The following is a 26,115-nucleotide window of genomic DNA, read 5'->3' on the forward strand; positions in this document are numbered from 1 at the left end:
CCGTGCGCTGGCGGTTGGACTGGCCGAACGTGGCATGTCCGGCGGGGTTCTGAAGAGTCATGATCCGATTTGAGAATGTCACCAAGGTCTACGACCCCAATGCCCGTCCGGCGCTGGATGCTGTCAACCTTGAGATTGACCGTGGAGAATTCACCTTCCTCGTCGGGGCCTCAGGCTCCGGCAAGTCGACGTTTCTGCGACTCATTCTGAAGGAAGACCGGGCAACATCCGGTTCGGTCTACGTCGCCGGCCAAAACGTGGCCAACATTTCAAGCTGGCGCGTCCCCAAGCTTCGCCGTGGCATCGGCGTCGTTTTCCAGGATTTCCGTTTGTTGCCACAGAAGAACGTCTTCGCCAACGTGGCCTTCGCCATGCAGGTGATTGGCAAGAGCCGAAGCATCATCCGGGAGACAGTTCCAGAGGTGCTGAAGACTGTTGGGCTTGAAGGCAAGGAACGCCGCATGCCCCATGAGCTCTCCGGTGGTGAGCAGCAGCGCGTGGCCATCGCCCGCGCCGTCGTCAATCGGCCCGGCATCCTGCTGGCGGACGAGCCTACCGGAAACCTGGACCCCATCACCTCGATGGGCATTATGGGCGTGCTCGACAAGATCAACCAGAACGGCACCACTGTGGTCATGGCGACGCATGACGACGACATTGTGAACGAGATGCGCAAACGCGTGGTGGAGCTCCGGAACGGAGTTGTGGTCCGTGACGAGGCAAGGGCTCTTTACACCTCGATGATTCCGGTCGTGGGGGAGTCCCGGCGAATGAAGGACGCCAGCGATGCGGAAATCGACCGCGCGCAGGGGGGTCAGCAGTGAGACTCGCGTTTATCCTGGGCGAGATCGGCAGCGGCCTCCGCCGGAACGTGTCCATGGTGATTTCCGTGGTCCTGGTGACTTTTGTGTCCTTGACGTTTGTTGGCGCGGCTGGCATGCTGCAGATGCAAATCAACCAGATGAAGGGCTACTGGTATGACAAAGTCCAGGTTGCCATCTTCCTCTGCAATGACTCCTCGACGGCGACCGGCTGTGCTTCGGGCGCAGTGACCAAGGAACAGCAAGACAACCTCGCCAAGATGCTCGACTCGCCCGCCGTCAAGCAATACATCAGCGACTACCAATTTGAGTCCCAGGCCGAGGCGTTCAAGCACTTCAAGGAACAGTTCTCCAACTCTCCGATTGTTGACTCGGTAACCCAGGATCAGCTTCCAGCATCGTTCCGAATCAACATGAAGAACCCCGAGAAGTACCAGATCATCAGCGAAACATTCTCCTCCCAAGCCGGCGTAGAGACCGTGAGCGATCAGCGTCAGGTCCTGGAACGGATCTTTGAGTGGATGAACGGCGCATCTGTGGCGGCAATGGTGGTCGCAGGAATCATGATCTTCTGCGCTGTCCTGCTAATAACCACAACCATCCGATTGTCCGCGTTCAGCAGGCGACGGGAGACAGGCATTATGCGGCTCGTTGGAGCATCGAAAACCGTTATCCAGCTGCCGTTCATACTTGAAGGCGTCATTGCCGCCGTCGTCGGAGCCGTGCTGGCCTCCGGCACACTGTGGCTGGTGGCCCAATTCTGGCTCAACGGAGACTTGTCGAAACAGTTCCTGAATACTCCATTTATTTCCTCGGCCCAGGTACTCGTGATAGCGCCGGTCCTGATAGCGTTGGGCGGCGGCCTGGCAGGGATATCTTCCCTCCTGACCCTTCGCCGATACCTCAAGGTGTAGCCATGAAAAGCAGTGACCTCCAGCGAACAGGACAGCCGATGGCCCGGAAGTACCAGGCTGCCATGCAGCTACGCATGGTTAGCGGCCGTGCGAAGGTTGCTGGCTCTGTGCTGGCCATTGCACTGGCTGCGAGCTTGGGCACCGCCCCCCTGGCACGCGCAGATGACCTCGATGACCAGCAGGCCGCCCTCAACGCGGAATCGGCGCGAGTACAACAATCCTTGGAGTTTGTGGACGCGAACATCGCCAAGGCGGCTGGCGACCTCGTGATCTACCAGGGCAGGCTCCCCGGAGCGCAACAAGCACTTCTCGAAGCGCAGGGCAGGGTCGCTTCTGCGGTGAAGGAAGCCGAAGCTCTCGCAGCGCGTGTCGATTTGGCGCAGCAGAGCAAGGCCAAGATCACCGAGCAGTTGGAAAACGACAAGCAAAAGATCACGGACACCAAGAAACTCATCGGCCAGATCGCGGCCCAGGCGTACAAGTCCGGCGGCGTGCCCACAAACGTTGCCCTGCTGTTCGGATCGAACGACGGCGGCAACCTCACCGAAACCATGGATCTCGCCAACCAGGCGATGCGTAGCCAAAACGCCACGATGACCAAGTTGACGCAGCAGAGTGCCACCAACGTGAACTCGCAGGCCCGGCTTGCCGCCGTCGAACAGGAAATTCGCGATCTCAAGGCGAAGGCTGATGCCGCACTGGAACGTGAAAAGGCAGCTCGTGACGATGCAGCGGCCAAGAAGGCCGAGGTGGACAAGCTGATTTCCGACACCACCCGCCTCAATAGCCAACTTCAAGCGGCCAAGCCAGGGATTCAGACTCAACTGCAGCAAGTCAAGGCGATGCAGGATGCCGTCGCGGCTGAGATCTCCGAGCGGGACCGCAAGCTGCGTGAAGCGTGGCTGGCCGAGCAACAGCGGCTCGCCGCAGCCGCGGCTGCTGCCGCCCAGGCCCAAGGCCAGGCACCGCAACCGTACGTCCCACCTGTGAGCAATCCGCGCTCCGGCTTTGGCCTGATCCACCCGGTTCCCGGGAATATCCCCATCACGTCGGGATTCGGATGGCGTGCGACGCCGCCTGGAACCATTGATTTCTACGGCCAGGGCGGTTACATGCACACCGGTATCGACTTCGGTGCGCCTTGCGGCACCCCGGTGTATGCGGCCGCGGCCGGCACGGTCTTTTCGGCTGGCTGGGGCAACGACGGCGGTGGGAACCGGGTCAAGATATCGCACGGGGTCATCAACGGCGACTCCCTGACCACTATCTACTACCACAACACCAGTGTGGTGGTTTCTTCCGGGCAGCAGGTGAGCCAAGGCCAGCTCATCGCCTACTCGGGTACAACGGGTAACTCCACTGGATGCCATGTACATTTTGAAACCTGGGTGAATGGTCAGGCTACGGATCCCATGAACCTTCTGTAGCCCACGCGGCAGGGTTCTGCTGGCGTAGACTAGTGTGATTCTTCGACAACCAAGGAGTTCTACCGTGCCCAAGGAAAGTGGCCGTAAGGTAGTGGCCACCAATCGGAAGGCCCGGCATGACTACCACATATTGGATACTTATGAGGCTGGAATTGCCCTGATGGGAACTGAAGTGAAGTCCCTGCGTGAGGGTCATGCCTCCATGGTTGATGGCTTCTGCACCTTCTACAACGACGAGTTGTGGATGGAGGGCATCCACATCCCTGAGTACAACCAAGGGAGCTGGACCAACCATGCCGCCCGCCGCCGTCGTAAGCTGCTGCTTCACCGCGAGGAACTCAACAAGATTTCCGGCAAGATCCGCGAGACCGGTCTGACGGTGGTGCCGCTCCAGCTGTACTTCCTGGACGGACGCGCCAAAGTCGAGATTGCCCTCGCTCGGGGCAAGAAGGACTATGACAAGCGGCAGACGCTGCGTGAGCAGCAGGATAAGCGCGAATCGCTGCGCGAACTCCGCGAGCGGAACCGCCGCTAAATCGGTGAGGATTCCGTCGGGGCGGCGGCTAAGGCGTGTCCCGGAATGTTCCGGCGCCTCCGTGCGTTATGATGATTACCCCAGCAGGAATTGTTTCGTGGGTGCTCTTGAGCGGTCGCGGTTCTGCAGGGATTGATAACAAAATACGGGGATGATCGGTTTCGACGATGTTAGTCGCGACAGGTGAAGCGGGCCGAGGATGCAGAATTATCTCGTAAACGCTGTCTGCAAACCAATAAGTGCCAATTCTAAGCGCACTGACTTCGCTCTTGCTGCCTAAGCAGTAAGACAGTCCGTCAGCCCGAGGTTGCTATTGCCCCGGATCCTGGCGTCATTTAGATAGCCACTGCTGTTTGCCTTCGTCATCGAGGCAAATGGGACACTTAGATGACTGGGCCCGGATCAGCTACTTGTTCGCAGGATAGCTGGGGCCGAGAAATTCCGACGCGAACTGCGCCCGGAGAAGCCCTGACAACACGACATCGGACGGGGGTTCAATTCCCCCCATCTCCACCTAAGATGACCCCTAGATCCTTGAGATCTAGGGGTTTTCTTTTTGCCTGTTGGCGGGAACCCCGATTTTGTTGGCGCGAAACGACACTGATAGGGGACAGACGTGGAAGCGGCAAGGGGCAGAACGGTACAGACCGATCAAGTGGGGGGGCGTGGAGCCGAACCGACGAACTGAATTGGGCGGCTGACCGAACCGTGCTCCGTGACCTCCGCAAGCGAGGAGATCAGCCCTCCGACTGGCTCGCCAACGCACCTCCTAGACGCGAACGTACCCGTTCACGTGGTGCAAGCGCGGCTCGGCCACGAGGACCCGCAGACGACACTTCGCGTCTACGCTCGACTGTCCAAGGCATCCGACGCCGCAGCGGCGGACGCGCAGTCAGCAAAGCACCCCAGGCTCCCGCGGCACCCGCCGGCGACGTCATCACGCAACTCGAGCGGCTTGCCGAGCTGCGCAAGAATGGGATCTTGACCGAGGAAGAGTTCCAAGCCCAGAAGTCGGCGGTCCTCAACCCCTAACCGAAAAATGCCACGCCGCCATAGAACGCTGGGGGTGGAAGTTACCTGCACAATCGAAGCTCCAGACGGCAGCTTCAGCCATGTCAGCACAACGGCACCAACCTATGAGGAAGCGCTGGCTGCGGCGCGGTCCCGGGTGCCAGAAGACAGTCGCGTGATTGTGATCAGGACTGCCAGCTACTAGTGGTTGAAGCTGGTGGCTATCGGGTCCTGCCACTTAGGGCGCGGGCGAGGTGATGGTTCATGCTGCCGGTTTCGACGAACCTCTGGTGCCAGGAGAGGGCTTCTGCGAGGAGATGCGGCGTGTGTTTTCCGTAGCTTTCACGCTTGGCGCGGTCGTAGTAGTCCTGGAGCAGTGGGCGGTAGTCGGGGTGTGTACAGCGGTCAATGATTAGTTGTGCGCGCTGTTTCGGTGCGAGTCCACGAAGGTCCGCCAGGCCCTGTTCGGTAACGATGACCATGGTGTCGTGTTCGGTGTGGTCGACGTGGCTGGCCATGGGCACGATGCCGGAGATGCTGCCTGCCTTGGCGGTACTGGGGGACATGAAGACCGAAAGCGAGCCGTTTCGGGCGAAGTCGCCGGAGCCGCCGATGCCGTTCATGATTCTGCTGCCGGCGATGTGGGTGGAGTTGACGTTGCCGTAGATGTCGGCCTCGATCATGCCGTTCATCGCGATGCAGCCCAGACGGCGGATGAGCTCGGGGTGGTTGGAGATTTCCTGGGGGCGCAGCAGGATACGGGTGCGGTAGAAGTCGACGTTGTTGTTGAATTCCTGCACGCCGGCGGCGCTGAGCGAAAATGAGGTGGCGGAGGCCATCTTCAGGACGCCCTCGCGGATCAATTCGAGCATGCCGTCCTGGATGACCTCGGTGTAGGCGGTCAGTCCTTCGTAGCCGCTCTCGGACAGAGCGGCTAGTACGGCGTTGGCGATGTTGCCGACACCGGATTGCAGCGGGAGCAGTTTCTTGGTCAGTCGGCCCTGTTTGATTTCGTGTGTGAAGAAGTCCAGCAGGTGCCCTGCGATCCGCTGTGAGGCTTCATCGGGAGCGCTGAAGGGGGAGTTCCGGTCGGGGGCGTCGGTGGCGACGACGGCTACGATTTTGGCGGGATCCACGTGGAGGTATGGTTCCCCGATGCGATCATCAGGTCTGGTCAGCGGTATGGGTTTCCGGTCGGGGGGCAGAGCCGTGCCGTAATAGATGTCGTGCATTCCTTCCAGCCCGGCCGGCTGGAAGCGGTTGACTTCGAGAATGATTTTATCTGCCTGTTCGAGCCAGGTCTTGTTGTTCCCGACAGACGAGGACGGTATCAGCCGGCCATCCTCAAGGACACCGGCTACCTCGATCACGGCGACGTCGATATTGCCGAAGAACCCGGCCCAGGTGTGCTGGGCGACGTGACTGAGGTGCATGTCGATGTAGTCGATCTCACCCTTGTTGATGCGTTCGCGCAGTGCAGGGTCGGATTGGTACGGCAGACGCAGTTCAATGCCGTTGACTTTGGCCAGGGCGCCGTCGAGCTCGGGGGCTGTGGAAGCGCCGGTGAGGACCTTGATCCGGAACGGATCGCCCGCGGCAGTGGCGGCCTCCATTCGGGCCGCCAGGGCCTGCGGCACCGCTTTCGGGTAGCCGGCGCCGGTGAAGCCACTCATGGCCACCGTCATGCCGGGTTTGATCAGGCCAGCAGCCTGCTCAGCGGACATCAGCCGGTTGAACATGTCGGCGTTACGGATACGGTCGTGCATCAAGGCCCCTTCATTGGAACTTCCGCATCAACTTTACGTCGTGGAGGGTTCAAACCCTGTTTGTGAAGACAGATCGAAACACCCTCCTACGTCTATTTGGATGATCATGTCCTGCCGGGGCTGGGCTGGTTGCGGACGGCCACGATCATTACGACGGCGGCTTCAGACGCGTTGGGCCACATCCACGACCGCACACCACTGATCGTGCCGCCCGACATGTTTTCAGACTGGCTTGACCCTGAAACCACAGCCGAGGCTGACGTCCGCGCCTTGCTGGACTCCATGCCTGAACCACACCTGGTGCCCCGGGTGGTCAGCGACAAGGTCAACTACGTGCGCAACAACGGCCCCGAACTCATCCAGCCGGCCGCCTGAACGCAACCGGGAGTGTCACCGGCGCCCAAAGGCCATAACAATGGCCACCACGGCCGCGACGACTAGCACCGCCACAACCCAGATCCACTGTTGTCCGTCCAAGTTGGCCCCAATCTCAGGTCTTGGTTCAGTCTCCCAAAATGGCGGTTATTGAGCGAGTTCCGGAGACCGCACATCTTGACCAAGGGAACAGCCGCCGATTGTCTGCCCGCGGTGGCAGACTCTGGCTGTGGAGGAAAAGAAGTTCTGGAATCCGCCGCGCTCGTCGGCTCCCATGCCCGTGGTGCCTCCGGTTGACCCGGCGGTGGTGGATGGCGCGACGACGGCCCGGGAGCCGCTGCCAGTGTTCGTGATGCTGGAATACGATAACGGCGAGACCCATGAGGTGCCGGGGTTCGCGCATGGGTGGACGCGAGCCCATGTGTTGGTGTCAGTGCCCTGGCCGATGGATTACTACGAAGGCCGCAAAGTAGTCTGGGTCGAAGCATCCAAGGTGCGACGCCGGACCATCGACCGGAATGTGCGTTAAGCACGAAATCAGCCCTCACCGTGGGGGACGTCGAGGGCTGATGGTGTGTAGGCCTGGGCGCGGGTACACGGCCCGCTAAGTTGCCGGTTACCCCAATCCCACAGGGGCCGCATGTCGGCGCGGATCCGGCGCGGCTGGACCGGTCAAGCCTAAGACCAGCGACCAGTGTCGAGCAAGAAGAGCTATGCCGGCCCGTCTCAGACGGATAACATGAGCGCGTTATCGGGTCGCCCACGTCTTTATCGAGAGCGGATACTTGGGCGTTGAGGTCTTCTTCGTCCTGAGCGGATTCATCATTAGCCATAACTATGCTGACTGTTTCCGCAACGTCTCGTTGCAGAACTACCGGGGATTCTTAGTAAACAGATTTGCCAGACTCTACCCTGCGCATCTAATCACCCTCGTGGTTGTTGCGCTGCTTGTCGTAGCTGCCGGTGTTCTTCATGTCGCTCTCGCCTCAGACGGGAAATATGATCCGCTCGGCTTCGTGATGAACGTGCTGATGTTGCAGGCTGTCCCACCCGCGGACGCGTGGAACGGTCCAGCCTGGTCGATCAGCGCCGAGTTGGGGGCGTACCTCACCTTCCCACTGCTCGCCTTGGCTGTGATGCGAGTCCGCTCACGAGCCAGCATACTCGCGCTTGCGGCTGCCGCCCTTGCGTTCACCGTGGCCGGACAGTTCGCTCTTGCAGCGAACTCAGATTTCGCACCAATCGGGTACGGGTCTATTTGGATTCGGGTCCTTGGTGAGTTTACGGCGGGCTGCTTCCTGTGGCGCTTTTGGGCACGAGTTGTCAAGGGGCCGAAGTATGATTTCTACGCCATTGCCGGCGTCATCGTGGTTTGCATCGCAACCCACAAAGCAAGACCACGCTCACCAAGGCCAGAAGGAACATCCACGGCGCGGCCTCCTACATGATCAGCCTGTCGGCGGGTGCTTTCCCGCCCAAATGCGGGCAAAAACCATCGCCACCACGAGGACCGCAGAAATCGCAACCAACACCCACGACACGACCGGATATTGCGCGCTACCCTCAGCCAGACTTACGAGCTGGGAACCCGCGATAAATGCGTACAGGACGGAAAGCCAGACCATCTGCAGCGTGGTTTTCTGCCACTTTTTCCGAGCGGCCATGGCCCAACCCTAGCCACAGTCCAAGAGGTTAGACAGACTTAGCCGAGGCTCGGGGGGATATTTTCGCTAATGCCTGGGGTGCGAACGGGAGGCTCCGGGGAGGGGTGTTCCCCCATACCCCGATACGGGTTTCTGGGATACGAGTTTTCGTATCTGGGGTTATCCACTTTTCACCATCGGCGGCTGGTTTTGAGCGGCTTGGCTGCCATGACCGTTGTTGCTTTTGGTGCAGCGCGGTTTCCTTTGGATTGGTTGCATCTGCGGCAGCAGACTACGCAGTTCTCGATGCTGTCTTGTCCGCCTCGTGAGTGCGGGATGACGTGGTCTGCTTCGGCGCTGTTGGGGTTGAGTCCGACGCCGTAGTCGAGGACAACGCTGCAGTACGGGCATCGGGTCTGGCCGTCGGATCTGGCTTGCTTCTTGGCTGCGCGTGAGATGCGCTTCCATGTGGCTGTGCCCGTACGTGAGGTAGCGATGACTACCTCGCCGTTCATGTCCGGCTACCTCTGTATTTAGTTGTGGTGGCCACGTTTTAACATTGCAAAGGCCATAGCGGGGCAACAAAAAAGGCCGAACCCATACTGGTTCAGCCTTCGGTAGAAGAGACAGTTGTCCTGTGAACGGATCTAGATTAACACATCAACTTACGGCGGCAAGCTGGTTGGTGCGCGTGTCTGCAGCGTTTCAGGACCAAACGAACGGTGCCGGGGCTCGTGCGGGCACTGGCCCCGGCACCTCAGTTCTAAATGACTAGCCGCCGCACGTGATCGTGACTGAGCCAGACTGGTGGACGCCGGGGCCGAGGTCTGCACACTGCTTCGCCACGGTTGCGGCGCCAACGGCAATAGCAATAATGACGATGATCCCCACGACTACGCCAATGGCGCCGATGATGATGCCGGCTAGGGCGAAGCCGTTCTTGGCTCCGGCCTTGCGTGACTGGACCTTCGCGATGATGCTGACGATCAGACCGACGAAGGTCAAGGGGCCAAGCAGGGACAGAATGAACCCGACGATTCCGAGAGACTTACCCGGAACGGGCGTAGACGGCTGGGGCTGGTAAGGCTCGGGCTGCTGGGGGGCGCCTGGGACCGAATTGACAGCATTGTGCTGGGCCATAGTTTTTCCTTCATGAGAATGAGACCTGAAATGCGAGGAAGATGCTCCATGGTGATCGCGTCGGCCGGCAAAGTCTATAGTTCCCGTCGCGCATGCTCATCAATCTGTCCATGGACAAGCCAAAAATAACATAGTCTATTCTCTGCCTTTCCGCTTTCAGTAAATCGTCTCGAATATTTCGCAGGACATTCACGGAACGTGAATCTACAGGCAATCCTCTAGCTGATCCACGCCAGCTGGTCTCCGGCCCATTCGGCCCCGCATCCGTCGCATCCGGCCGTCCAGAGCGAGGGATGGTTCATCTTTTCCTCGTCATGGTTCCAGTATTCGACCCAGAGGTTTGGTTCTCGTTCCGGGCCATGGGCGCCATGGTGGCCTGCGTTGCACGAGCAGAGCCCGGATTCGGTCAACCCAATCGAGCGCGACGCCTGCCAAGTAGGCTGCCCATTCGCCGTCGAGGATTGCCCATCCCTTGAGCATTTCGACGAAGGTTGCCCCGGTACTCCTTTCCGGTTCGCTCGAATTCTTCTGCCAGGGCATCTTCACGTATCCGAGTCTCGAGCTCGATTGCTTTGACGTTGACGGCCATGCCGATGCCTTGGCCAGTCCCGCCGTCGAGTCCGCTAGCCTGGGCCCGGAGCCTCCACCGGAGCCTCCACCGGAGCAGTAACCGGACACGCAAAAATGAGCCCCATCCTCAACTCGAGGGTGGGGCTTATTTGTTGGGCAGATTGCCCCTCGAATATTGTTGGCGTCGCCAACATGACCTAGAACGACCTAGATTCGACCTAGGCAAAAACAGCGGAATCTAGCGGAACCTGGATGCAACTGATATCCAAAAAAGTGCCAGATGGGGTTTTCAATTCCCCCATCTCCACCTTTGTGATGAGTCGAGGCATCCTTCACGGATGAGTCGGGTCATCGATTACACCCCGGTCTTCGGACCGGGGTGTTTTTCTTTGTCTGGGTTGGTAGTCGCGGGCGGGGTCGCGGCCTGCTGTTTCCGTCGGCCTCAGGATTCCGGATGATGAGGCCCGGGCTCGTCGCCCTTACCGCCGTCGTTGGCCAGGGGATATCCAGTGTCCTGTTCGCGGTGTTTGGGAGTGCTTTTGCGATCAAGCAACGTCCGTCGCTGGCGTCCAAAGACCATCACAGCTCCTACCACCGCTGCTCCAACAATCACCAGCGCGACCCAGATCCATTGTTGCCCGTCCAAGTTCGCCCCCAATCCCAGCACATCGGCTGTTTCCGGCATTGCTACGAAAGGCCGATGCCCCGGCGGCCCAGTCCGGGAGGCGGACCCAGTACGGAGTCAGTCCTTGTCCCTACGCGGTGATGCACCTACCCTGGTTCTGGGACGGCGGGTAGTCCATCCAGCCCGTCCACCTTCTTGGCTGTGGGCGCTAGCAAGCGGGGTCCGAATCAGCCTCATCGTCATCATGATTTACCCCATTCCTGATGGTTGCGGACTCTGGACTCATCCGCGGTCCGGGCTCAGTCGCGGAAATCTGGCCCATCCGTCTCGGCATTGACGCTAGCCGCAACAGTAGGAGTACAGATCGCCCCTGTCGCGAGTGGTGGTTGCTTGTTTTGGGGATTTCCTACTCGACAACTGCCTCGGTGCGCCGGGTGTGGTTGTTAACCAGCGGTGCGTCACGGAAGCCGCCCGTTCGGTGCTTCAGTTCAGGGAGGGTCCGACGGCGCCACGCCGCTCCGCTGACGAAGGCGCCGTTCGTTAGTCGATCAGGAAGATCCGGACGAGCACCCGATGGGGATGGCGTTCGCCGGTTCCGATGGCAAGACGGCTGTTGAGCCAGGAAAGTTCGGGTGTGGAACTGGTCAGGCGTGGCCAGCAACGAAAGTAGATCCGGTCCGGGGAGACGGCCTCGCCGCGGTTCAAACGTTCGATGTCCTCTTCCGTGCCGTGGCGGCATCTAGTTCGGTGAGTTCCGGGCTGCGCAGTATCTGGTAGTCGGCGCCGCCCGGAAGGACCTTCCCGCTGACATGGCGGCCGTGGAAAGTTCCTCCGGTGATTGGCACGATCCGGCGGTGCCCCTCCGGTGTAGTCCCGAGGTCGACCGGCGGCCCGACGTCGACAGAGACTTCGGCGAAGAAGGACAGCCCGGGGCGGTTGTCCGGTCGGTGGTCACAATACGCCTGCGATCAGCTGGCTCGGGTGCAGCTCATCGAAGTGGATGGTTTGCCGGGCAGTGACCGTCTCGTCGGAGTCGTAGGCGCGCTTGCCGGTGTTCAGGTTTCTGTCCCAGCGCGGATGGCAGCTGGAGGTGACTTGCACCCGGAGGCGTTCGCCGGGCTTGTTACCGCTACAGAGGCTTTCCGCATCCGCACGATGGCCATGGACGACTGGCGCGCCTTTCCCCGGAACGGCCCCAAGAGCTCCTCCCCCAAGAAATGGCCCTTGGCCGAAGCCCGCAAGATCTTCGTAGGCTTGTACGATGGTCTTGCAGCTTCGGCCCTGGCCCAAGTCGAGGCGATCGTTGCCGACACCGCACCGACCCTTGGTGGATCTGCGTCGTGCCTCCCTATCGAGGCCGAACGCTGACATGCCAAGCTTCCTAGGAACGAATACTTCAGGAAACGGTGCTTCGGCGGAGCTCGCTTTTGCGGATCTTTCCGCTGGCAGTTCGCGGCATGTCGTCCACGAACACCACAGTCTTCGGGATTTTGTAGCGGGCCAGTTTGCCTGCCAAGTGTTCCTTGAGTTCGTCCCCGGTTAAGGACGCTCCCTCGCGGAGCACTACCACGGCGCGTGGCACTTCTCCCCACTTCTCGTCCGGCACGCCGATGACTGCCACGCTGCCCACGGCTTCTAGTTCACTGATCGCTTGTTCCACCTCGGCAGGGTAGATGTTCTCGCCGCCCGAAATGATCATGTCCTTGAGCCTGTCCGAGACGAAGACGAATCCGTCCGCGTCCTTGTAACCCATGTCCCCGGACTTGAACCAGCCGCCGTCTTCATATGATTCAGCCGTGGCATCGGGCCGATTCCAGTATTCGTGGATGACGTTGGGGCCCTTGATCTGGATTTCCCCGACTGTCCCCTGCTCGGCAAGGCCTCCTGCGACGTCGGCGATCCGGACGTCGCTGAAGAAATGCGGGAGTCCGGAAGAGCCCGCCTTGTCCCAGGACCTGGCGGCGGGCAGCGTGGTGGCGCCCGGCGCGGTCTCCGTCATTCCATAGCCGTTGGAGAAGCGCAGCCCGCGCGTCTCGTACGCTTCGAGTACGCGCATCGGTACTGCCGATCCGCCGCAGGTCAGCTTGTTGAGGGAGCTAAGGTCCGACGTCGGCCAGGCCGGGTGCTCGCAGAGCATCTGGTAGGTGGTGGGCACCCCGCTGATGGTAGTGGCCCGGTGCCGCTCGATGAGCTCAAGGGTGCGTTGGGGATCGAACCTTGACTCCAGGACCACTGTCCCGCCCTTGAGGAGCGTCGGCAGCACTCCCATGTCGAGCGAGGCCACGTGGAACATCGGGGAGATCATCAGGGCCACGTCGGTGGAAGAGAAATCGAAGTCGACGATCACGTTGATGCAGTTCCAGGTGATATTGCCGTGGGTCAGCAGCGCACCCTTCGGTCGACCCGTCGTGCCTGACGTGTAAAGGATCATGGCACCGTCGTCTAGCCCTACTTCTTCGTCCAGATGCTGCGGAGCCCCCGAGGCGACGACGTCCTCATAGTCTTCCGCCGGCGTCGTGCTCTCACGTCCGCTGTCGCCGGAAGAAGCGGTACGGTCGCCCATGAACCAGTCGCCGACGGCGATGCGCCGGCTCACGTGGGTGCCTTCCGCGCCGCTGGCCGCAAGACTGCCGAGGCTCGCGGAGTGGATCAGCGCAACGGCGCCGCAGTCGTCAAGCTGAAAGGTGATCTCCGGCGGCGCCAATCGAGTGTTGAGCGGTACGAAGATCGCTCCGAGCTGCCCACAAGCAAAAAGCGTTTCCAGGAAGGCGGGGTGGTTTTCACCGAGGTAGGCCACCCTGTCGCCCTTGGCGACACCCCCGGCTTTGAGGGCGTTGGCGAGCCTGTCCGATCGTTCCGCAAATTCCTCATAGCTGAGTTGGCGGTCTCCGGCGATCAGCGCAATCTTGCTTCCGGACTTCGGGCGGCGACGCTGCAGCCACGAGCCAATGCCAAAATTCTCCATGACGGTCCTTTCTTCTTTCCAAGCTAGACCTTTCCCCGCCTCACGGCCGGATGGTCTGCAAATCGTTGTTCTTCGGTTCCCGCGTCAACAGGATGAAGATGATGGAGACGACCGACATCGCGGCAAGGTAGAAGACCACCGAGCCCGTGTTTTGGCCCGAGTCCTTGAAGATCTGGGCCACGATCCCGGGTGTGAAACCCGCACCGAGGAGCGTCGCGAGCTGGTACCCGAGCGAGGCCCCCGTATAGCGGGATGTGGTGCCGAACTGCTCGGACACGAATGCGGCCAGAGGGCCGAAGAGCGTCGAGTGGATCATCAGGCCGAGGGTGAAGGCGACGAAGATCAGCAGGATGTTGTTCGAGGACAACATCTGGAACATCGGGACCAGATAGGCGATGAAGAGTACGAGTCCGCCGATCATTACGGGCCTCCGGCCCAGCTTGTCCGAGAGCCGGCCACCAAGGATCACGAAGACGATGGAAATGAATGAAGCAGCGGCGAAGGCGTACAAGACGCCCTGCCGGTCGGCGCCCTTGGAGACGGCGAAGGTGACGGCGAACGTCGCCAGGACCACCTGGAGTGCAAAACCCGCCGCCCCGGCGAGCATGGTGAAGATCAGGGTCTTAGGCCGGCGCAGCACCTGGAGGAGCGGGATGACGGGCTTCGCGACGGGGCGGGAGTCCTCCTCCGCGTTCCGGGCTGCCCTTTCCTGTTCAATGGCCGCCTTGAAGATCGGGCTCTCCGAAACCTTCAACCGGACGAACATGCCCACTGCGAGCAAGACAAACGACAGCAGGAAGGGAACGCGCCAGCCCCAGGCAAGGAACTGGGAGTTCGGCAGGGCCGAGAAGACGCCCATGATGAGGGTGCCCAGCACGGCGCCCGATGGCGCCCCGGCGTTGACGAACGAGGCTGCGAAACCGCGCCTTCCCGATTCCGAGTGCTCCAGAGCCATCAAGGCGGCTCCGCCCCACTCGCCGCCCACGGCGATGCCCTGGAAAACACGAAGCACAACAAGCATCACGGCACCCCAAGGCCCGGCCACCGAGGCGCCCGGGACCAGGCCGATCAGCGCGGAAGCCAGGCCCATAACCAACATGGAGACAATGAGCATTCCCTTGCGCCCCAGCTTGTCGCCGAAGTGCCCGAAGATGACGCCACCCAGAGGGCGGGCCACGTATCCCGCGGCGAAGGTGCCGTAGGCGGCCACGACACCCACCCAGTCGTCCATTCCCGAGAAGAAGACCTTGGGGAAGACCACTGCCGCCGCAGTGGCATACAGCAGGAAGTCGTAGTACTCGATGGTGCTCCCCAAGTAGCTGGAAGCAATGACCGTGCGTGCTTCCTTGCGCTTGGTGGCCACGTCCATGGATTGAAGCTGCGATATTTGGGACATCGTTGTTCCTTAAAGCAGTGGTGGGGGTTGGGAGTAGTGGACTACTTGTAGAAGCGGGCGAGGAATTCGGCCACGACTGCGGGGCGTTCCTGGCCTTCGATTTCGATGGTGTTGGAAACCTTGATCTGGGCGCCGCCTTTGACCTCGGTGACTTCGGCGATGGTGGCTTGCATGCGGATGCGCGCTCCCACCTTGACCGGCGAGGTGAAACGGACTTTGTCCAGGCCGTAGTTCACCTTGGTGGTGACGCCCTCGACGTCGAACAGCTCGCCCCAGAAGGGGATGATGAGCGAGAGGGTGAGGAAGCCGTGAGCGATCGGGGCGCCGAAAGGTCCGTCCTTCGCGCGTTCCGGATCGACGTGGATCCACTGATCGTCTCCGGTTGCATCCGCGAATTTGTTGATTTGTTCCTGGGTGATTTCGCGGTATTCGGTGACGCCGAGATCGGTCCCGGCGAGGGTGAGCAGTTTGTCGAAGTCGACGACGAGATTGGGCATTGTTGCCTCCTGTGGTGGTTTTGCATTATTGAAGAAGTACGACGGCGGTGCTCGCCGTGCGGGGGCTGCCCGCCGCCGTCGTCGGGCATCTAGCGGGTAAAGGCGCTTTCGCCCGTAAGGGCGCGCCCGACGATCAGGGCGTTGATTTCGTGGGTTCCTTCGTAGGAGTAGACGGCCTCGGCGTCAGCGTGGAACCGGGCAACATCGCTCTCGAGGGTGATGCCGTTGCCGCCCGCCAGCTCGCGGGCCAGAGCGACTGTTTCCCGCATCGCCAGGGACGTTTGCATCTTGGCCAGGGCGGAGTCCTGGTCGCGGTAGACCCCCTTGGCCTGCTGCTCGGTCAGCCGGACCACGAGGGACAAACTTGCCGTGAGGTTGCCGAGCATGCGGGCCAACTTCTCCTGCACCAACTGGAAAGAACCCAGCGGGCGGCCGAACTGCCGGCGCTCGCCGACGTAGCGGAGCGCTGCTTCGAACGCGCCAGCCTGGATACCGGTGGCGATCCAGGCGACGTCCGAGCGCATGGCCCGGAGCATCGCGGCAACGTCCCTGAACGAGTTCACGTTGTGCAGGCGCATGGATTCGGAGACCCGGACGCCGTCGAGCGTGATGTGGGCGTTTTGCATCATCCGCAGGGCGGTTTTCCGTTGAATCTTCTCCAAGGTCACGCCGGCGGCTCCGCGGTCTACGAGGAACGCCTTGACCTGTCCGTCCGCGACATCCCGGGCGAATACTGCGAGGACATCCGCCGTCAAGGCGCCCCCGATCCAGCGCTTGGCACCATCGAGCACCCAGGTGTCGTCGCTGGGATCGCGGCGCGCGGTGGTGGAGAGTCCGCCGGCAATGTCCGAGCCGGATTCCGGTTCGGTCAGCGAGAAGACGCCTTTGAGTGAGAAATCGATCACGCGCGGCATCCACTCGGCCTGCTGTTCCGCCGAGGCGCCTACGCGGATGGCGGTGCGGAAGAGGCCGGCTTGCGCCGTGTACCACGTGGCCAGCGAAGCATCCGTGCGGGCGATTTCGAAGATCCTGAAGCCCTGGTAGATGCCTCGTGCGGGACCGTTCTCTGCCCCGGAGCCCCTGAGCTCCGCCGGTTCCATAATGTCGAGATCGATGAGCGGCTGGGCCAACTGCGCAGGGAACTCGCCCCGCTCCCAGTAGTCGGCCAACAGTGGCTTCGCTTCGCGGTCCAGGAAGTCGCGCAAGCGGCCCAGGACCCGGCGCTCGTCCTCCTTGAGGAGGGACTCGGCGTCGTAGTAGTCGCAGACGTTGTAGAGCCTGCTCGGCTCAGCTGTGATGGCGCCCATGTCAGGCGTCCAATCCGAGCAAGCGCACGGCGTTGTCCTTGAGGATCTTGGGCCGGACCTCGTCCTTGAGCGGGAGGTCGGCGAAGGCAGCCAGCCACTTCTGCGGCGTGATGAGCGGGAAGTCCGTGCCGAAGAGGACCTTGTCCTGCAGCACGGAGTTGGACATGCGCACCAGTGACTCGGGGAAGTACTTGGGGGACCAGCCGGATAGATCGATGAACACATTCGACTTGTGCGTCGCGATGGAGTTGGCTTCATCCTGCCAGGGGACCGAGGGGTGGGCCATGATGATCTGCAACTCGGGGAAGTCTGCGGCGATGGCGTCGAGCAGGAGCGGGTTGGAGTACGCCAGCTTGATGCCGTAGCCGCCGGGCAGGCCGGCGCCCATGCCGTTCTGGCCGGTGTGGAAGATCGCCGGGAGGCCTAGTTCCTGCAGTGTCTCCCAGAGTGGGTAGAACTGCTCGTTGGAGGGGTCGAAGCCCTGCAGGCTCGGGTGGAACTTGAAGCCGCGGGCGCCCAGGTCGATCACCTGGTGCTTGGCGCCCTGGACGGCCTCGGCGCCTCTGCGGGGGTCCACGCTGCCGAACGGGATCAGCACGTCGTTGTTCCTGGCGGCTCCCGCGATCAGTTCGGGGATGCTGTTGGGCTCGTGATTGAGCTGCGTGCGGGCGTCCACGGTGAAGACGACCGCGGCCATGTTCAGTTCGCGGTATACCTCGGCGATCCGGTCCAGCGAAGGGGTGCGGTCCTCAGCCTTGAAGTACTTGGCGGAAGCTTCCGTCAGGGCCGGTGGCAGCGATTCGTGGCTATGGCCATCCACTTCGAGATGGACGTGCATGTCGATCGCGTCAAGTTTTGAGGCGTCGATGCCGAGCTCGTAGCGCTGAGGTGCGGAGTGCGCGGCCACGTCAGCGGACCTGCGCTGCTGCGGCAGCTTCGGGCTGCAGTTCCTCGGGCAGGGGCAGGAATTCTTCGCCGACGCTCTGCAGCTTGTCGCCGAACAGCGAGTCGAAGTTCTCTACGAGGTCCTGGTAACCCCATCCGCCCTCGCGGTACTCTGTCGCGGCAGCTTCGGGGTGGGTCCAGAGTTGGAGTCGGTCTCCGCCGGCGCCGATGGCCTGGCCGGTAATGCCAGCCGCTTCGTCGGAGGCGAGGAAGGCAATGAGCCCGGAGACGTCGTCGGCCGTTCCAAAGCCAAGCTCGTGGCGGAAGAAGTGCGGCATGGCCTCGCCGCGCTCGTCCGCCTCCACCGCTTTCCGGAAGTACGGGATGGTCTTGGTCATGGCCGTCGCGGCCACGGGGATGACAGCGTTGGCAGTGACACCGGCCTTCTTCATTTCCAGCGCCCAGGTCCGGACCATTCCGACGATTCCGGCCTTCGCAGCGGCGTAGTTGCTCTGGCCGAAGTTGCCGCGCTGCCCGGTCGGCGAACCGATGGCGATGATGCGGCCAGCGGTGCCGTTCTCCTTGAAGTAGCCGAAGGCCTCGCGGGCGCAGGTGAAGGTGCCGCGGAGGTGGACGTTGATCACCAGGTCGAAGTCCTCGTCCGTCATCTTCAGTAAGCTCTTGTCGCGCAGGATCCCGGCGTTGGTGACCAGGATGTCCAGACGGCCGAACTCCCTGACGGCCGCCGCCACCAGCTCTTTCGCTGCTTCCGTGCTGCCGACGGGAGCGACGACGGCGACTGCCCGGCCGCCGTCGGCCTCGATGGTCCGGACTGCTTCGCCGGCTACCTCGGCGTCGACGTCGTTGATGACCACCGCCGCGCCCTGGCGGGCGAGTTCCCTGGCGTATGCCAGCCCCAGGCCACGGCCGCTTCCGGTGACAATCGCTACTTTTCCTGACAGGCTCATCGCTGCTCCTTTGCTCGATCCCCGTGCATCCGTCCGCTAGGCATGGGATGCTGTTCTGTATCCATGAAAATACGTATAGTTGAAAATGTCAACGATTGATTTTGAAGATTATTGGAGTTTATTATGACGATCGAGGCGCAGGACGAACAGCAGGCTGCCACGAAGGACCGGCTCGTCGCCGCGCCGATCAGTCAGGACGTGGGTTTCCTGCTCGCCAAGCTCCATGCAGGCGGGTCGGTGGTGAACAACCGGGCGCTTGCTGAGTTCGACCTCAAGGAGCGCTCGTACTCGGTGCTGCTCCTGGCCAACAGCGGCCTGGAGCCTACCCAGCGGGAATTGGCGGACTTCCTTAGCCTCGACCCCAGCCAGATCGTCGCGTTGGTGGACGAACTCGAAAAGCGGAAACTCGTGGTCAGGGCACCCGGCAAGCAGGACCGCCGGGCAAAGACTGTGACGGCTACGGCGAAGGGGACCCAACTGCTCGCCCAAGCAGCCGTTGCTGCCCGCCGCGCAGAGTCCGAGGTGCTCGCGGCGCTCGCGGACGAGGAAGCCGCCGAGCTCAAGGCGTTGCTGCGCAAAGCATTGTGGGGTTAGGCACTCTGGGGTTAGGCGCTGGGGGGTAGGTGCCAATTTCTCGTTCACCCACGGCGTAGGACGGAACGGACTAACCGCAGCAGAGTATTCGTTGATATAGACACCACCGGTTACAGGAGGTGCACGATGAGTACGTTGCCGGAACAAACTTTTCCTGAGGACGTCCCTGACGCCCCGTCGGATGACGAAGCCTTGGACGCCTACTCGCGGACAGTGATGCACGTCGCAGAGGCTGTCACGCCGCATGTTGCAGCTTTGGAGATGAGCAGCGCCCGCAGAAACGGCCAAGTCAGGATCGGAAGTGGATCGGCTGTGGTGTTCACGGGAGACGGCTACATGCTGACCAACGCCCACGTGGTCTCGGGTCTCCGCTCCGGGCGGGCAATCTTCGCCGACGGAACCCATACTGACGTCGAACTCGTCGGTGCGGACCCCTTATCCGATCTCGCCATTGTCCGCGGGCACCACACCCCGCCGCCCGCCACATTGGGCAACGCTGAGTCACTGCGCGTGGGCCAATTGGTGATCGCTGTGGGCAACCCGCTAGGGCTCGCAGGATCAGTGACCGCGGGCGTCGTCAGTGGGCTCGGACGTTCCATCCCGGTCAGGTCCGGCAGGCACAGCAGGGTCATCGAGGACGTCATCCAGACCGACGCAGCCCTGAATCCGGGCAATTCCGGGGGAGCCCTTGCCGACACCAAGGGGCGGATAGTTGGAATCAACACCGCTGTGGCTGGCTTGGGCCTCGGGCTTGCCGTGCCCATCAACACCACCACTCAACGGATCATCGCCGCGCTGCTCAGGGACGGACGGGTCCGCAGGGCATACCTTGGCTTGGTGAGTACCCCTATTCCGTTGGATGCGAGTGCGGTGATCCGGACAGGCCAAAAAGAAGCACTCCGGGTGGTGGAAGTCATCGCTGGATCTCCGGCTGAGCGAGCGGGACTGCTTGCGGGCGATCTTGTCCTCAGCGCACAGTCGCGGGCCGTATCCAGCGCCGAAAGCCTTCAGAAACTCTTGTTTTCGCAGGCCATAGGGGAGCCGTTCCTGCTGACGGTCCTTCGGGACGGAAAAGTCCACGCAATTGTGGCCGTGCCCAGCGAAATGACTGACGCGGATTCATGAGGAGCCGGGGCCATGATGGAACCAGTTCGTTAAAAAGCCGGGTGGCTAAAAAGCCGGGGCCTGACGGCCCCGGCTTTTTGCTATTTCTTCCTCATCCTCAAATGGGCCACGGGATCCACGGCAGCGTCGGATTCGTGCTTGGCACGCTTCACGGCCCGTTTCTCCTTGATGGACTTGATACTCTTCTTCGCCTCGTGCTGGTGCGGTGCTTTGTCAGGCATGTCATGCTCCCTAACTACGGATCTTCCCTGAAGATCCTGCAAAGAGGGTCCTGAAAGGCCCTCTCTTTGTAAGCTACGCCTGTTTCCGCCGAAAGCAACCGGCCGCTCAACGCACTAACAGCTATGCTTCGGACGCCGGAACGTCAACAATGCCCACGAATCGCGAGCCGATTCCCTCGTACTCGCTGCGGACCTCGCCGGGCAGGATTCCGGGGACCTCGCTGTTGCGGTGGTGCCCGCAGAAAACGTAAGTGAACTCGGGCCACCACTTCTTGGGACGGGCAGCCTCCGTGTAACCGCACACCACACAGCTCAGGTGAACCCAGACAGGCCGCTTGCCGGTGCGGTTGGCGCGCGATTGGACGAGCCATTGCGGTGGATTGTCCTGGAGCTCGGTCAGCTCGGCTTTTGAAAGCCTGGACGGGATGCCGTGGCGTTGGGCCATTTCAATCGAAATATCAAGGGCCAGTGCGGCGTCACGTCTGCTAATCACCATTCAACGATACGGGACTTTCGCCGTGGCAGGATTGCGGAGGAATCCCGGCGTCAGCGGACAAGCAGGCGTAGGCTGTGCTCATGACCGACGCAGCGGCCCTGCTGCCAAGCACTCCGCTGCAAAAGCGGGTCCTTGTTGTGGCTATTGTGGCTTCCTTCATCGCTATTTTGGATGGCTTTGTAGTGAACCTCGCGCTCCCGGCGATTGGGCGCGAATTGGGTGGTGGACTTGTCATCCAGCAATGGGTGGTGGATGCCTACCTTTTGACCTTGGGCGCGCTGATCCTGGTTGCTGGCTCCCTGTCTGACCATTTCGGTCGTGCGCGCATCCTGGAATGGGGACTCGCCGGTTTCACCATCACTTCCGTCATCTGCGGTCTCGCCTGGAACGGTGAGGTGCTGGTGGTGTCACGGGGCCTGCAAGGGATCGCCGGGGCGCTCCTGGTTCCGAGTTCGCTCGCCATGATCGTCACGTTCTTCTCGGGGCCGGCGCAGTCAAAGGCGATCGGCCAGTGGTCCGGCTGGACCAGCGCGGCAGCCATCGTAGCCCCGCTCATCGGCGGCGCCTCGGTAGATCTGTTGTCCTGGCGCGTGATCTTTTTTATCAACGTGATTCCGGGCGTCGCCGTCTGGCCGATTCTGGCGGGGTTGCGGAAGTCCGACGCCGCCACGGACAGGAACAAGAAGATCGACTACCTCGGTGCTTTCCTGGCCATGGTGGGACTGGGCGGCCCGGTTTACGCCTTCATCGAACAGGGACGGACGGGCTGGGGGAACATGCTGGTCTGGATGCCGCTCGGCGTCGGGGTGGTGGGCATGACCCTGTTCCTGATCCACGAAGCCAGGACCCCGGAACCAATGCTGCCCCTCCGGCTCTTCGCCATCCGCAACTTCGGTTGGGGAAACCTGGCCACGCTCGCCATTTATGGCGCCTTGGCGCTGGGCTTCTTCGCGGTGGGTATCTATTTGCAGCAAGTCGGAGGAATGAAAGCGACCACTGCGGGAATAGCTTTGCTTCCCGCGACTGTGATCCTGATGCTCATGGCCTCGTTCTTCGGCGGCCTGGCCGGCAAATACGGTCCTCGGTGGTTCATGACGGCGGGACCGTTCATCTGTGGAATAGGGTTCCTCATGACCATGGCCGTCCAGGAGCCCCTGAACTACTGGACGCAGGTGCTACCAGGGCAGATTGTCTTCGGAATTGGCCTCAGCACCCTGGTGGCCCCCCTCACCGCGGCTATCCTGGGTGCCGTTCCTACCGAAGAGGCAGGGATCGGCTCCGCCGTGAACAACGCCATAGCCCGTATTGCGGGCTTGATCTGCATCGCGTTCGCCGGGCTCATCATCGGCCCGGTCTTCAGCCGCCAAGGTCTCATCAATGCCGTGGTGGTCACCGCAGTGCTGTTCTTCATCGGGGCGGCGGCATCCGCCGTCGGGATCCGGAACCCGGTCTTGGCCCCTGCGGTGACGGATTCTCCGGAGGGTCCAGCCCCCGACGACGGCGGGACGGCAACCCAGCGCGTCTGAAACACAGCGCGGTCCTGAAACACTGCGCGGTCCAGCGGCCGTTTCGTTAGCGTTCCGCGAGGACGCAACCCTCGTGCGCGGTGTCCGTGGCTACCCAAAGCGCCGACGTGACTTCGTCGGCGAGATCGTAGTCGCGGCTGCCCGGGCCTTTTCCGATCCGGACCACCAGAGCGCCGCCGAACGGCTTGCGGCCAATTACCTGGATGTTGGCATCAAGGTCGATTTCCTCGGCAGACAGGTAGCGCAGCAACTCCGGGTTCTCGTCGCTGATCCGGGTAATCTTCCCGGAGTGGCCGTCGTCGAGCTCGATCATTCGGTGCGCATGTGGCAGGGTCACCGAACCGTCAGCGGCGGGGATGGGGTCACCGTGGGGATCGCGTCCGGGATTGCCCAGCTTGGCTGCCATGCGATCGATGAAGGTGTCCGAGACGGCGTGCTCGAGCATCTCGGCCTCGTCATGGACTTCGTCCCAGCTGTAGCCCAGTTCCCTCACGAGGTAAGTCTCGATCAGGCGATGCCTGCGGACCATGCCCAGGGCAAGCTGCATTCCCTGGGGCGTCAACGTAATGGCACTGTAGGGCTGGTGGTCCACCAGGCCTTGGTCCTTGAGCTTGCGGACCATCTCCGAGACGGAGGAATTGGCGACGCCTAGCCGCTGCGCCAGCTGCGAGGACGTGATGGGTTTGTCCTGCCACTCCGTGAAGGAGTAGATGACCTTGACGTAGTCCTCGATCGAGGAGGAGGGCGCACTGGTCTTCACGGTTACAAGCCTATCTTGAACCGGCGGCCTCAGACCTTCCACGCCCGCCAGCTCTGCGTGAGGTACGGCAGCGTGACGACCTCGCCCTCCGTGTGCCCCAGATGCTCGAAGAGATACCACTGGAGGTTCCCCAGCACCTTGGCCCGGGTGGCGTCATTCGCCCTCAGATAATAGCTGCGGGACTTCACCAGTTCGAGGATGTCAGCCGGGGTCACGGGATCCTCCCAATGCGTCACGTGACTTTCCAGACCGGCAAACTCCGGTCCAACCACAGGCCGGAAGTCCCGTTTGTGGACATCGCCGGCATGCATGATGCGGGACAAGCGGTGGACCCAGGGCACGGATGTGTCCAACTGGTTCCAGATCAAGCCGATAACGCCCCCGGGGCGCAGGATCCGGGCGATCTCGGTGCTGGCGGCGAGGGGATCGCACCAGTGCCAGGCTTGGGCAACGCTGACGACGTCGAATGCTGAGTCCGCCAGTCCAGTTGCCTCGGCCGTTCCCTCCAGGGCGACCACTTGTGGATACATTTTGCGCAGTTGCATGAGCATGTCCGTGGAAGGGTCCACCGCGGAGACGGCCAGGCCGCGCTCGACCAGGAGCGCCGTGAACTTTCCAGTCCCGGCTCCCAGGTCCGCCGCGTCTTGCGCCCCTTCCGGCAGGAGCCAATCGGCTGAATCCGCTGGATAGCCCGGCCGGACCCTGTCATAGTGCTCCCCGCCGTCCTGAAAGCTCTGACCGAGCTCAAGGCGCCGTTCCTCATAGAGCTTGGGGCCGGCTGACGTGCCTTTGGATCGCGGGGCCACGCAGGAACTCCTTCGTAGGACGTGAAAATACCCTACGAATCTATCGCAATCAGTCGATAGTGCAGGGAGCTGCGCCCGCGGTCCCGGGGGTGTTGGGAGCCCACTCCGGGTAGCTGCGGTGGTCGTTCGCAGGGACCCAACGGCCCGCATCCACGACGTAGTCCCAGCCGAGGCCGTTGCTCTTGAGCGCCTGGATGCCTGCGATGAGCCGTGTGGCGTCCTCCAGCCGCGACCCCACGCCGAAACTGGCCCGCAGGGATCCGGACGGGAGGCCTAAGCGCTTGAGCAAAGGATGGGCGCAAAAACGCCCATCGCGGAGGCCAATGCCGTGTTCGGCCGCAAGATAGGCCGCCACGAGGCCTGCGTCATAGCCTTGGAGCGAGAAGTTCACGACGCCGATGGTGTCCTGGGGATCGGTGTCGCTGAAGATCTGGTGGACGGTCACGCCGTCGATCGCATTGAGGCCATCAACCAAATGTGTACGGATGGCGGCTTCGTGGGCATGCCATTCCTCGTGGTCCAGGCTGGCGATGACCTGCGCGGCCCGTGCGAGGGTGGCCGCGCCGAGCACGTTCGGCGAGCCTCCTTCGTGCCTGGCCGGTCCCGTGGCCCAACTCACGGAGTCAAGGCGTGCCTCGCGGACTGCTCCGCCTCCAGCAAGGTGGGGTGTGCCGGCGTCGAGCCAGTCGGGACGGCCCACCAGGACGCCCGCGCCGAACGGTGCATAGAGCTTATGCCCGGAGAAAACCAAGTAGTCAACATCCGCGGCGGCGATATCGATGCGGCGGTGCGGAGCGAGCTGGGCCGCGTCCACCACAATCCGCGCGCCGAATTCGTGGGCCAAAGCAGCAAGTTCCTTGATGGGCAGGATCTCGCCCGTCACGTTCGAGGCACCCGTGACTGCCAGGAGGCTGACACCCCCGTGGGAGAGTGCCGTGCGCAAATTGGCTACGGTGTCGACCAAAGTTCCCGCTGCCACAATGCCGCGGTGCGGAACGCCTTGCCACGGCAGGAGATTGGCGTGGTGTTCGATGTCCAGATAGAGGACCTCGCCAATGTGGCGCCCGTCCGCGACAGGCAGGCACCCAGCCAGGAGGTTGAGCGAGTCGGTGGTGTTGCGGGTGAAAATCACGGAATCGTCTGCCCGGCCACCAACGAAGTCGCGGACGATGTTGCGGGCGTTTTCATAGACTGAGGTGCTGATCTGTGAGGCATAGCCTGCGCCGCGATGGACACTCGCGTAGTACGGGAGGATCTCGTTGAGATATGCCGAAACTACGGTCAAGGCAGGCGCCGAGGCGCCGTAGTCGAGGTTGGCGTAGCGGACGTGGCCGCCCTGGATCAGAGGCGCTTGCAGTTCTGCGCCAGTCACCGCGGCCAACGGACGGGATGCCGGAGATCGGGATTCACTGCGCTGCTGCGCGGCATCGTGGTGCTGCGAGAGAGCGGGAGAAGTAAACGTGGCTGTGCTCATGGGACCTCACTCAAGAGGGACCCCTGCGTGCAGGGGGTCCGCGCTTGCCGCATCCGTTCCGGACCGGCCGGGTCGTCACCCGGGGCACCCCGCCGCGATGGAGGGTTGCCGGCCAGCAAACCGGGGTTTCGCGCTGGCACTCGTGACCTGTAAAGAGACTAGGACACCCGCGAGGCGGGTTCCAATGTGACCCTGATTGTTAAGCGGATTGTTACGATCACCGGAAAATGTGCCTTCTGCCGAAGAAAAAGTGGCGGACGCCCCGAAA

The 26,115-nt window shown here is 62.0% G+C and carries 29 protein-coding genes, 1 other RNA gene, 1 pseudogene and 1 riboswitch; of the genes and pseudogenes, 13 read left to right on the top strand and 18 right to left on the bottom strand.

The window, feature by feature from the left end:
- Positions 1 to 59: 59 nt before the first annotated feature.
- The 6 genes from ftsE (at position 60) to AC3ANQ_RS08580 (ending at position 4,729) form a co-directional block, all read left to right on the top strand.
- Positions 60 to 824, top strand: coding sequence for a cell division ATP-binding protein FtsE (gene ftsE, locus AC3ANQ_RS08555; protein ID WP_488304702.1), 765 nt, complete (start codon positions 60 to 62; stop codon positions 822 to 824).
- Complete coding sequence (ftsX, locus tag AC3ANQ_RS08560; RefSeq protein WP_488304703.1) at positions 821 to 1,735, top strand: permease-like cell division protein FtsX; 915 nt, start codon at positions 821 to 823, stop codon at positions 1,733 to 1,735. Before ftsE ends, ftsX begins: the two co-directional genes overlap by 4 nt.
- 62 nt (positions 1,736 to 1,797) lie before the next feature.
- The gene (locus AC3ANQ_RS08565; RefSeq protein WP_488305281.1) at positions 1,798 to 3,162 is read left to right on the top strand and encodes a peptidoglycan DD-metalloendopeptidase family protein; all 1,365 of its coding nucleotides are present in this window, start codon (positions 1,798 to 1,800) and stop codon (positions 3,160 to 3,162) included.
- A 64-nt stretch (positions 3,163 to 3,226) separates the two neighbouring features.
- Positions 3,227 to 3,697 (top strand): SsrA-binding protein SmpB, encoded by a 471-nt coding sequence (smpB, locus tag AC3ANQ_RS08570; RefSeq protein WP_028264808.1) that lies wholly within the window; start codon positions 3,227 to 3,229, stop codon positions 3,695 to 3,697.
- A 147-nt stretch (positions 3,698 to 3,844) separates the two neighbouring features.
- Positions 3,845 to 4,213, top strand: a transfer-messenger RNA (tmRNA) gene (gene ssrA / locus AC3ANQ_RS08575).
- Between the two features lie 192 nt (positions 4,214 to 4,405).
- Positions 4,406 to 4,729, top strand: a complete 324-nt coding sequence (locus AC3ANQ_RS08580) for an SHOCT domain-containing protein (RefSeq protein WP_488304704.1) — start codon at positions 4,406 to 4,408, stop codon at positions 4,727 to 4,729.
- Between the two features lie 200 nt (positions 4,730 to 4,929).
- Here AC3ANQ_RS08580 and scpC read toward each other — a convergent pair whose 3' ends face one another.
- The gene (scpC, locus tag AC3ANQ_RS08585) at positions 4,930 to 6,474 is read right to left on the bottom strand and encodes a succinyl-CoA:acetate CoA-transferase ScpC (RefSeq protein ID WP_488304705.1); all 1,545 of its coding nucleotides are present in this window, start codon (positions 6,472 to 6,474) and stop codon (positions 4,930 to 4,932) included.
- A 96-nt stretch (positions 6,475 to 6,570) separates the two neighbouring features.
- Between scpC and AC3ANQ_RS08590 the strand changes: the two genes are divergently transcribed.
- From AC3ANQ_RS08590 to AC3ANQ_RS08600, 3 genes are all read left to right on the top strand, one after another.
- Positions 6,571 to 6,849 carry an SOS response-associated peptidase family protein gene (locus AC3ANQ_RS08590; RefSeq protein WP_488304706.1) on the top strand — a complete coding sequence of 93 codons (279 nt, stop codon included), beginning with the start codon at positions 6,571 to 6,573 and terminating at the stop codon, positions 6,847 to 6,849.
- Positions 6,850 to 7,078: 229 nt separating this feature from the next.
- The gene (locus tag AC3ANQ_RS08595) at positions 7,079 to 7,378 is read left to right on the top strand and encodes a hypothetical protein (protein WP_488304707.1); all 300 of its coding nucleotides are present in this window, start codon (positions 7,079 to 7,081) and stop codon (positions 7,376 to 7,378) included.
- Positions 7,379 to 7,634: 256 nt separating this feature from the next.
- Positions 7,635 to 8,297 (top strand): acyltransferase family protein, encoded by a 663-nt coding sequence (locus AC3ANQ_RS08600; RefSeq protein WP_488304708.1) that lies wholly within the window; start codon positions 7,635 to 7,637, stop codon positions 8,295 to 8,297.
- On the opposite strand, the gene AC3ANQ_RS08605 is transcribed toward AC3ANQ_RS08600, so the two are convergent.
- The 3 genes from AC3ANQ_RS08605 to AC3ANQ_RS08615 all read right to left on the bottom strand — a co-directional run bounded on the left by AC3ANQ_RS08605 (position 8,298) and on the right by AC3ANQ_RS08615 (position 9,632).
- The gene (locus AC3ANQ_RS08605; protein WP_488304709.1) at positions 8,298 to 8,513 is read right to left on the bottom strand and encodes a hypothetical protein; all 216 of its coding nucleotides are present in this window, start codon (positions 8,511 to 8,513) and stop codon (positions 8,298 to 8,300) included.
- A 170-nt stretch (positions 8,514 to 8,683) separates the two neighbouring features.
- Positions 8,684 to 9,007, bottom strand: a complete 324-nt coding sequence (locus AC3ANQ_RS08610) for an HNH endonuclease (RefSeq protein WP_488304710.1) — start codon at positions 9,005 to 9,007, stop codon at positions 8,684 to 8,686.
- 256 nt (positions 9,008 to 9,263) lie between these two features.
- Positions 9,264 to 9,632: a hypothetical protein gene (locus AC3ANQ_RS08615; protein ID WP_488304711.1), complete on the bottom strand. Its 369-nt coding sequence runs from the start codon at positions 9,630 to 9,632 to the stop codon at positions 9,264 to 9,266.
- Positions 9,633 to 10,104: 472 nt separating this feature from the next.
- Here AC3ANQ_RS08615 and AC3ANQ_RS08620 point away from each other — a divergent pair, with 472 nt between their 5' ends.
- A complete protein-coding gene (locus AC3ANQ_RS08620; RefSeq protein ID WP_488304712.1) occupies positions 10,105 to 10,302 on the top strand; it encodes a hypothetical protein in 198 nt (65 codons plus the stop codon).
- A gap of 342 nt (positions 10,303 to 10,644) precedes the next feature.
- Here AC3ANQ_RS08620 and AC3ANQ_RS08625 read toward each other — a convergent pair whose 3' ends face one another.
- The 9 genes and pseudogenes from AC3ANQ_RS08625 to AC3ANQ_RS08665 all read right to left on the bottom strand — a co-directional run bounded on the left by AC3ANQ_RS08625 (position 10,645) and on the right by AC3ANQ_RS08665 (position 18,845).
- Positions 10,645 to 10,887, bottom strand: a complete 243-nt coding sequence (locus tag AC3ANQ_RS08625) for a hypothetical protein (protein ID WP_488304713.1) — start codon at positions 10,885 to 10,887, stop codon at positions 10,645 to 10,647.
- A 480-nt stretch (positions 10,888 to 11,367) separates the two neighbouring features.
- Positions 11,368 to 11,753: pseudogene (locus tag AC3ANQ_RS08630) on the bottom strand (DUF3237 domain-containing protein).
- Between the two features lie 25 nt (positions 11,754 to 11,778).
- Complete coding sequence (locus AC3ANQ_RS08635) at positions 11,779 to 12,198, bottom strand: CocE/NonD family hydrolase C-terminal non-catalytic domain-containing protein (protein ID WP_488304714.1); 420 nt, start codon at positions 12,196 to 12,198, stop codon at positions 11,779 to 11,781.
- A gap of 25 nt (positions 12,199 to 12,223) precedes the next feature.
- Positions 12,224 to 13,792 carry an o-succinylbenzoate--CoA ligase gene (gene menE / locus AC3ANQ_RS08640; RefSeq protein WP_488304715.1) on the bottom strand — a complete coding sequence of 523 codons (1,569 nt, stop codon included), beginning with the start codon at positions 13,790 to 13,792 and terminating at the stop codon, positions 12,224 to 12,226.
- A 40-nt stretch (positions 13,793 to 13,832) separates the two neighbouring features.
- Positions 13,833 to 15,188, bottom strand: coding sequence for an MFS transporter (locus tag AC3ANQ_RS08645; RefSeq protein WP_488304716.1), 1,356 nt, complete (start codon positions 15,186 to 15,188; stop codon positions 13,833 to 13,835).
- Positions 15,189 to 15,229: 41 nt separating this feature from the next.
- Positions 15,230 to 15,685, bottom strand: coding sequence for a MaoC family dehydratase (locus tag AC3ANQ_RS08650; RefSeq protein WP_236811820.1), 456 nt, complete (start codon positions 15,683 to 15,685; stop codon positions 15,230 to 15,232).
- An 89-nt stretch (positions 15,686 to 15,774) separates the two neighbouring features.
- On the bottom strand, positions 15,775 to 16,992 hold the full coding sequence (locus AC3ANQ_RS08655; RefSeq protein WP_488304717.1) for an acyl-CoA dehydrogenase family protein: 1,218 nt from the start codon (positions 16,990 to 16,992) through the stop codon (positions 15,775 to 15,777).
- 1 nt (position 16,993) lies between these two features.
- A complete protein-coding gene (locus AC3ANQ_RS08660; protein WP_488305282.1) occupies positions 16,994 to 17,830 on the bottom strand; it encodes an amidohydrolase family protein in 837 nt (278 codons plus the stop codon).
- A 70-nt stretch (positions 17,831 to 17,900) separates the two neighbouring features.
- Positions 17,901 to 18,845, bottom strand: a complete 945-nt coding sequence (locus AC3ANQ_RS08665) for an SDR family NAD(P)-dependent oxidoreductase (RefSeq protein WP_488304718.1) — start codon at positions 18,843 to 18,845, stop codon at positions 17,901 to 17,903.
- 123 nt (positions 18,846 to 18,968) lie between these two features.
- Here AC3ANQ_RS08665 and AC3ANQ_RS08670 point away from each other — a divergent pair, with 123 nt between their 5' ends.
- Both AC3ANQ_RS08670 and AC3ANQ_RS08675 read left to right on the top strand, forming a co-directional pair.
- Positions 18,969 to 19,439, top strand: coding sequence for a MarR family winged helix-turn-helix transcriptional regulator (locus AC3ANQ_RS08670; protein WP_488304719.1), 471 nt, complete (start codon positions 18,969 to 18,971; stop codon positions 19,437 to 19,439).
- A gap of 126 nt (positions 19,440 to 19,565) precedes the next feature.
- On the top strand, positions 19,566 to 20,564 hold the full coding sequence (locus AC3ANQ_RS08675) for a S1C family serine protease (RefSeq protein WP_488304720.1): 999 nt from the start codon (positions 19,566 to 19,568) through the stop codon (positions 20,562 to 20,564).
- Positions 20,565 to 20,644: 80 nt separating this feature from the next.
- Here AC3ANQ_RS08675 and AC3ANQ_RS08680 read toward each other — a convergent pair whose 3' ends face one another.
- Positions 20,645 to 20,785 (bottom strand): hypothetical protein, encoded by a 141-nt coding sequence (locus AC3ANQ_RS08680; RefSeq protein ID WP_268021188.1) that lies wholly within the window; start codon positions 20,783 to 20,785, stop codon positions 20,645 to 20,647.
- Positions 20,786 to 20,906: 121 nt separating this feature from the next.
- Positions 20,907 to 21,281, bottom strand: a complete 375-nt coding sequence (locus tag AC3ANQ_RS08685) for a hypothetical protein (RefSeq protein ID WP_488304721.1) — start codon at positions 21,279 to 21,281, stop codon at positions 20,907 to 20,909.
- 80 nt (positions 21,282 to 21,361) lie between these two features.
- Between AC3ANQ_RS08685 and AC3ANQ_RS08690 the strand changes: the two genes are divergently transcribed.
- Complete coding sequence (locus tag AC3ANQ_RS08690) at positions 21,362 to 22,807, top strand: MFS transporter (RefSeq protein ID WP_488304722.1); 1,446 nt, start codon at positions 21,362 to 21,364, stop codon at positions 22,805 to 22,807.
- Positions 22,808 to 22,853: 46 nt separating this feature from the next.
- Here AC3ANQ_RS08690 and AC3ANQ_RS08695 read toward each other — a convergent pair whose 3' ends face one another.
- The 3 genes from AC3ANQ_RS08695 to AC3ANQ_RS08705 are packed head-to-tail and all read right to left on the bottom strand — an operon-like array spanning position 22,854 to position 25,847.
- Positions 22,854 to 23,567: a metal-dependent transcriptional regulator gene (locus AC3ANQ_RS08695; protein ID WP_488304723.1), complete on the bottom strand. Its 714-nt coding sequence runs from the start codon at positions 23,565 to 23,567 to the stop codon at positions 22,854 to 22,856.
- A 29-nt stretch (positions 23,568 to 23,596) separates the two neighbouring features.
- Positions 23,597 to 24,373, bottom strand: coding sequence for a class I SAM-dependent methyltransferase (locus AC3ANQ_RS08700; protein WP_488304724.1), 777 nt, complete (start codon positions 24,371 to 24,373; stop codon positions 23,597 to 23,599).
- Positions 24,374 to 24,422: 49 nt separating this feature from the next.
- The gene (locus AC3ANQ_RS08705) at positions 24,423 to 25,847 is read right to left on the bottom strand and encodes an aminotransferase class V-fold PLP-dependent enzyme (protein ID WP_488304725.1); all 1,425 of its coding nucleotides are present in this window, start codon (positions 25,845 to 25,847) and stop codon (positions 24,423 to 24,425) included.
- 35 nt (positions 25,848 to 25,882) lie between these two features.
- A riboswitch (SAM riboswitch) is annotated at positions 25,883 to 25,995 on the bottom strand.
- Between the last annotated feature and the right edge of the window lie 120 nt (positions 25,996 to 26,115).

This window comes from Arthrobacter sp. DMZ02-1R, assembly GCF_057747935.1.

What these genes read in the sequence shown, in the direction of transcription:
- ftsE (WP_488304702.1), top strand. Translation starts at nt 60, where the DNA reads ATGATCCGATTTGAGAATGTCACCAAGGTCTACGACCCCAATGCCCGT.
- AC3ANQ_RS08565 (WP_488305281.1), top strand. Translation starts at nt 1,798, where the DNA reads ATGCAGCTACGCATGGTTAGCGGCCGTGCGAAGGTTGCTGGCTCTGTG.
- scpC (WP_488304705.1), bottom strand. Translation starts at nt 6,474, where the DNA reads ATGCACGACCGTATCCGTAACGCCGACATGTTCAACCGGCTGATGTCC.
- AC3ANQ_RS08605 (WP_488304709.1), bottom strand. Translation starts at nt 8,513, where the DNA reads ATGGCCGCTCGGAAAAAGTGGCAGAAAACCACGCTGCAGATGGTCTGG.
- AC3ANQ_RS08610 (WP_488304710.1), bottom strand. Translation starts at nt 9,007, where the DNA reads ATGAACGGCGAGGTAGTCATCGCTACCTCACGTACGGGCACAGCCACA.
- AC3ANQ_RS08615 (WP_488304711.1), bottom strand. Translation starts at nt 9,632, where the DNA reads ATGGCCCAGCACAATGCTGTCAATTCGGTCCCAGGCGCCCCCCAGCAG.
- AC3ANQ_RS08625 (WP_488304713.1), bottom strand. Translation starts at nt 10,887, where the DNA reads ATGCCGGAAACAGCCGATGTGCTGGGATTGGGGGCGAACTTGGACGGG.
- AC3ANQ_RS08635 (WP_488304714.1), bottom strand. Translation starts at nt 12,198, where the DNA reads ATGTCAGCGTTCGGCCTCGATAGGGAGGCACGACGCAGATCCACCAAG.
- menE (WP_488304715.1), bottom strand. Translation starts at nt 13,792, where the DNA reads ATGGAGAATTTTGGCATTGGCTCGTGGCTGCAGCGTCGCCGCCCGAAG.
- AC3ANQ_RS08645 (WP_488304716.1), bottom strand. Translation starts at nt 15,188, where the DNA reads ATGTCCCAAATATCGCAGCTTCAATCCATGGACGTGGCCACCAAGCGC.
- AC3ANQ_RS08650 (WP_236811820.1), bottom strand. Translation starts at nt 15,685, where the DNA reads ATGCCCAATCTCGTCGTCGACTTCGACAAACTGCTCACCCTCGCCGGG.
- AC3ANQ_RS08655 (WP_488304717.1), bottom strand. Translation starts at nt 16,992, where the DNA reads ATGGGCGCCATCACAGCTGAGCCGAGCAGGCTCTACAACGTCTGCGAC.
- AC3ANQ_RS08660 (WP_488305282.1), bottom strand. Translation starts at nt 17,830, where the DNA reads ATGCACGTCCATCTCGAAGTGGATGGCCATAGCCACGAATCGCTGCCA.
- AC3ANQ_RS08665 (WP_488304718.1), bottom strand. Translation starts at nt 18,845, where the DNA reads ATGAGCCTGTCAGGAAAAGTAGCGATTGTCACCGGAAGCGGCCGTGGC.
- AC3ANQ_RS08670 (WP_488304719.1), top strand. Translation starts at nt 18,969, where the DNA reads ATGACGATCGAGGCGCAGGACGAACAGCAGGCTGCCACGAAGGACCGG.
- AC3ANQ_RS08675 (WP_488304720.1), top strand. Translation starts at nt 19,566, where the DNA reads ATGAGTACGTTGCCGGAACAAACTTTTCCTGAGGACGTCCCTGACGCC.
- AC3ANQ_RS08680 (WP_268021188.1), bottom strand. Translation starts at nt 20,785, where the DNA reads ATGCCTGACAAAGCACCGCACCAGCACGAGGCGAAGAAGAGTATCAAG.
- AC3ANQ_RS08685 (WP_488304721.1), bottom strand. Translation starts at nt 21,281, where the DNA reads ATGGTGATTAGCAGACGTGACGCCGCACTGGCCCTTGATATTTCGATT.
- AC3ANQ_RS08690 (WP_488304722.1), top strand. Translation starts at nt 21,362, where the DNA reads ATGACCGACGCAGCGGCCCTGCTGCCAAGCACTCCGCTGCAAAAGCGG.
- AC3ANQ_RS08705 (WP_488304725.1), bottom strand. Translation starts at nt 25,847, where the DNA reads ATGAGCACAGCCACGTTTACTTCTCCCGCTCTCTCGCAGCACCACGAT.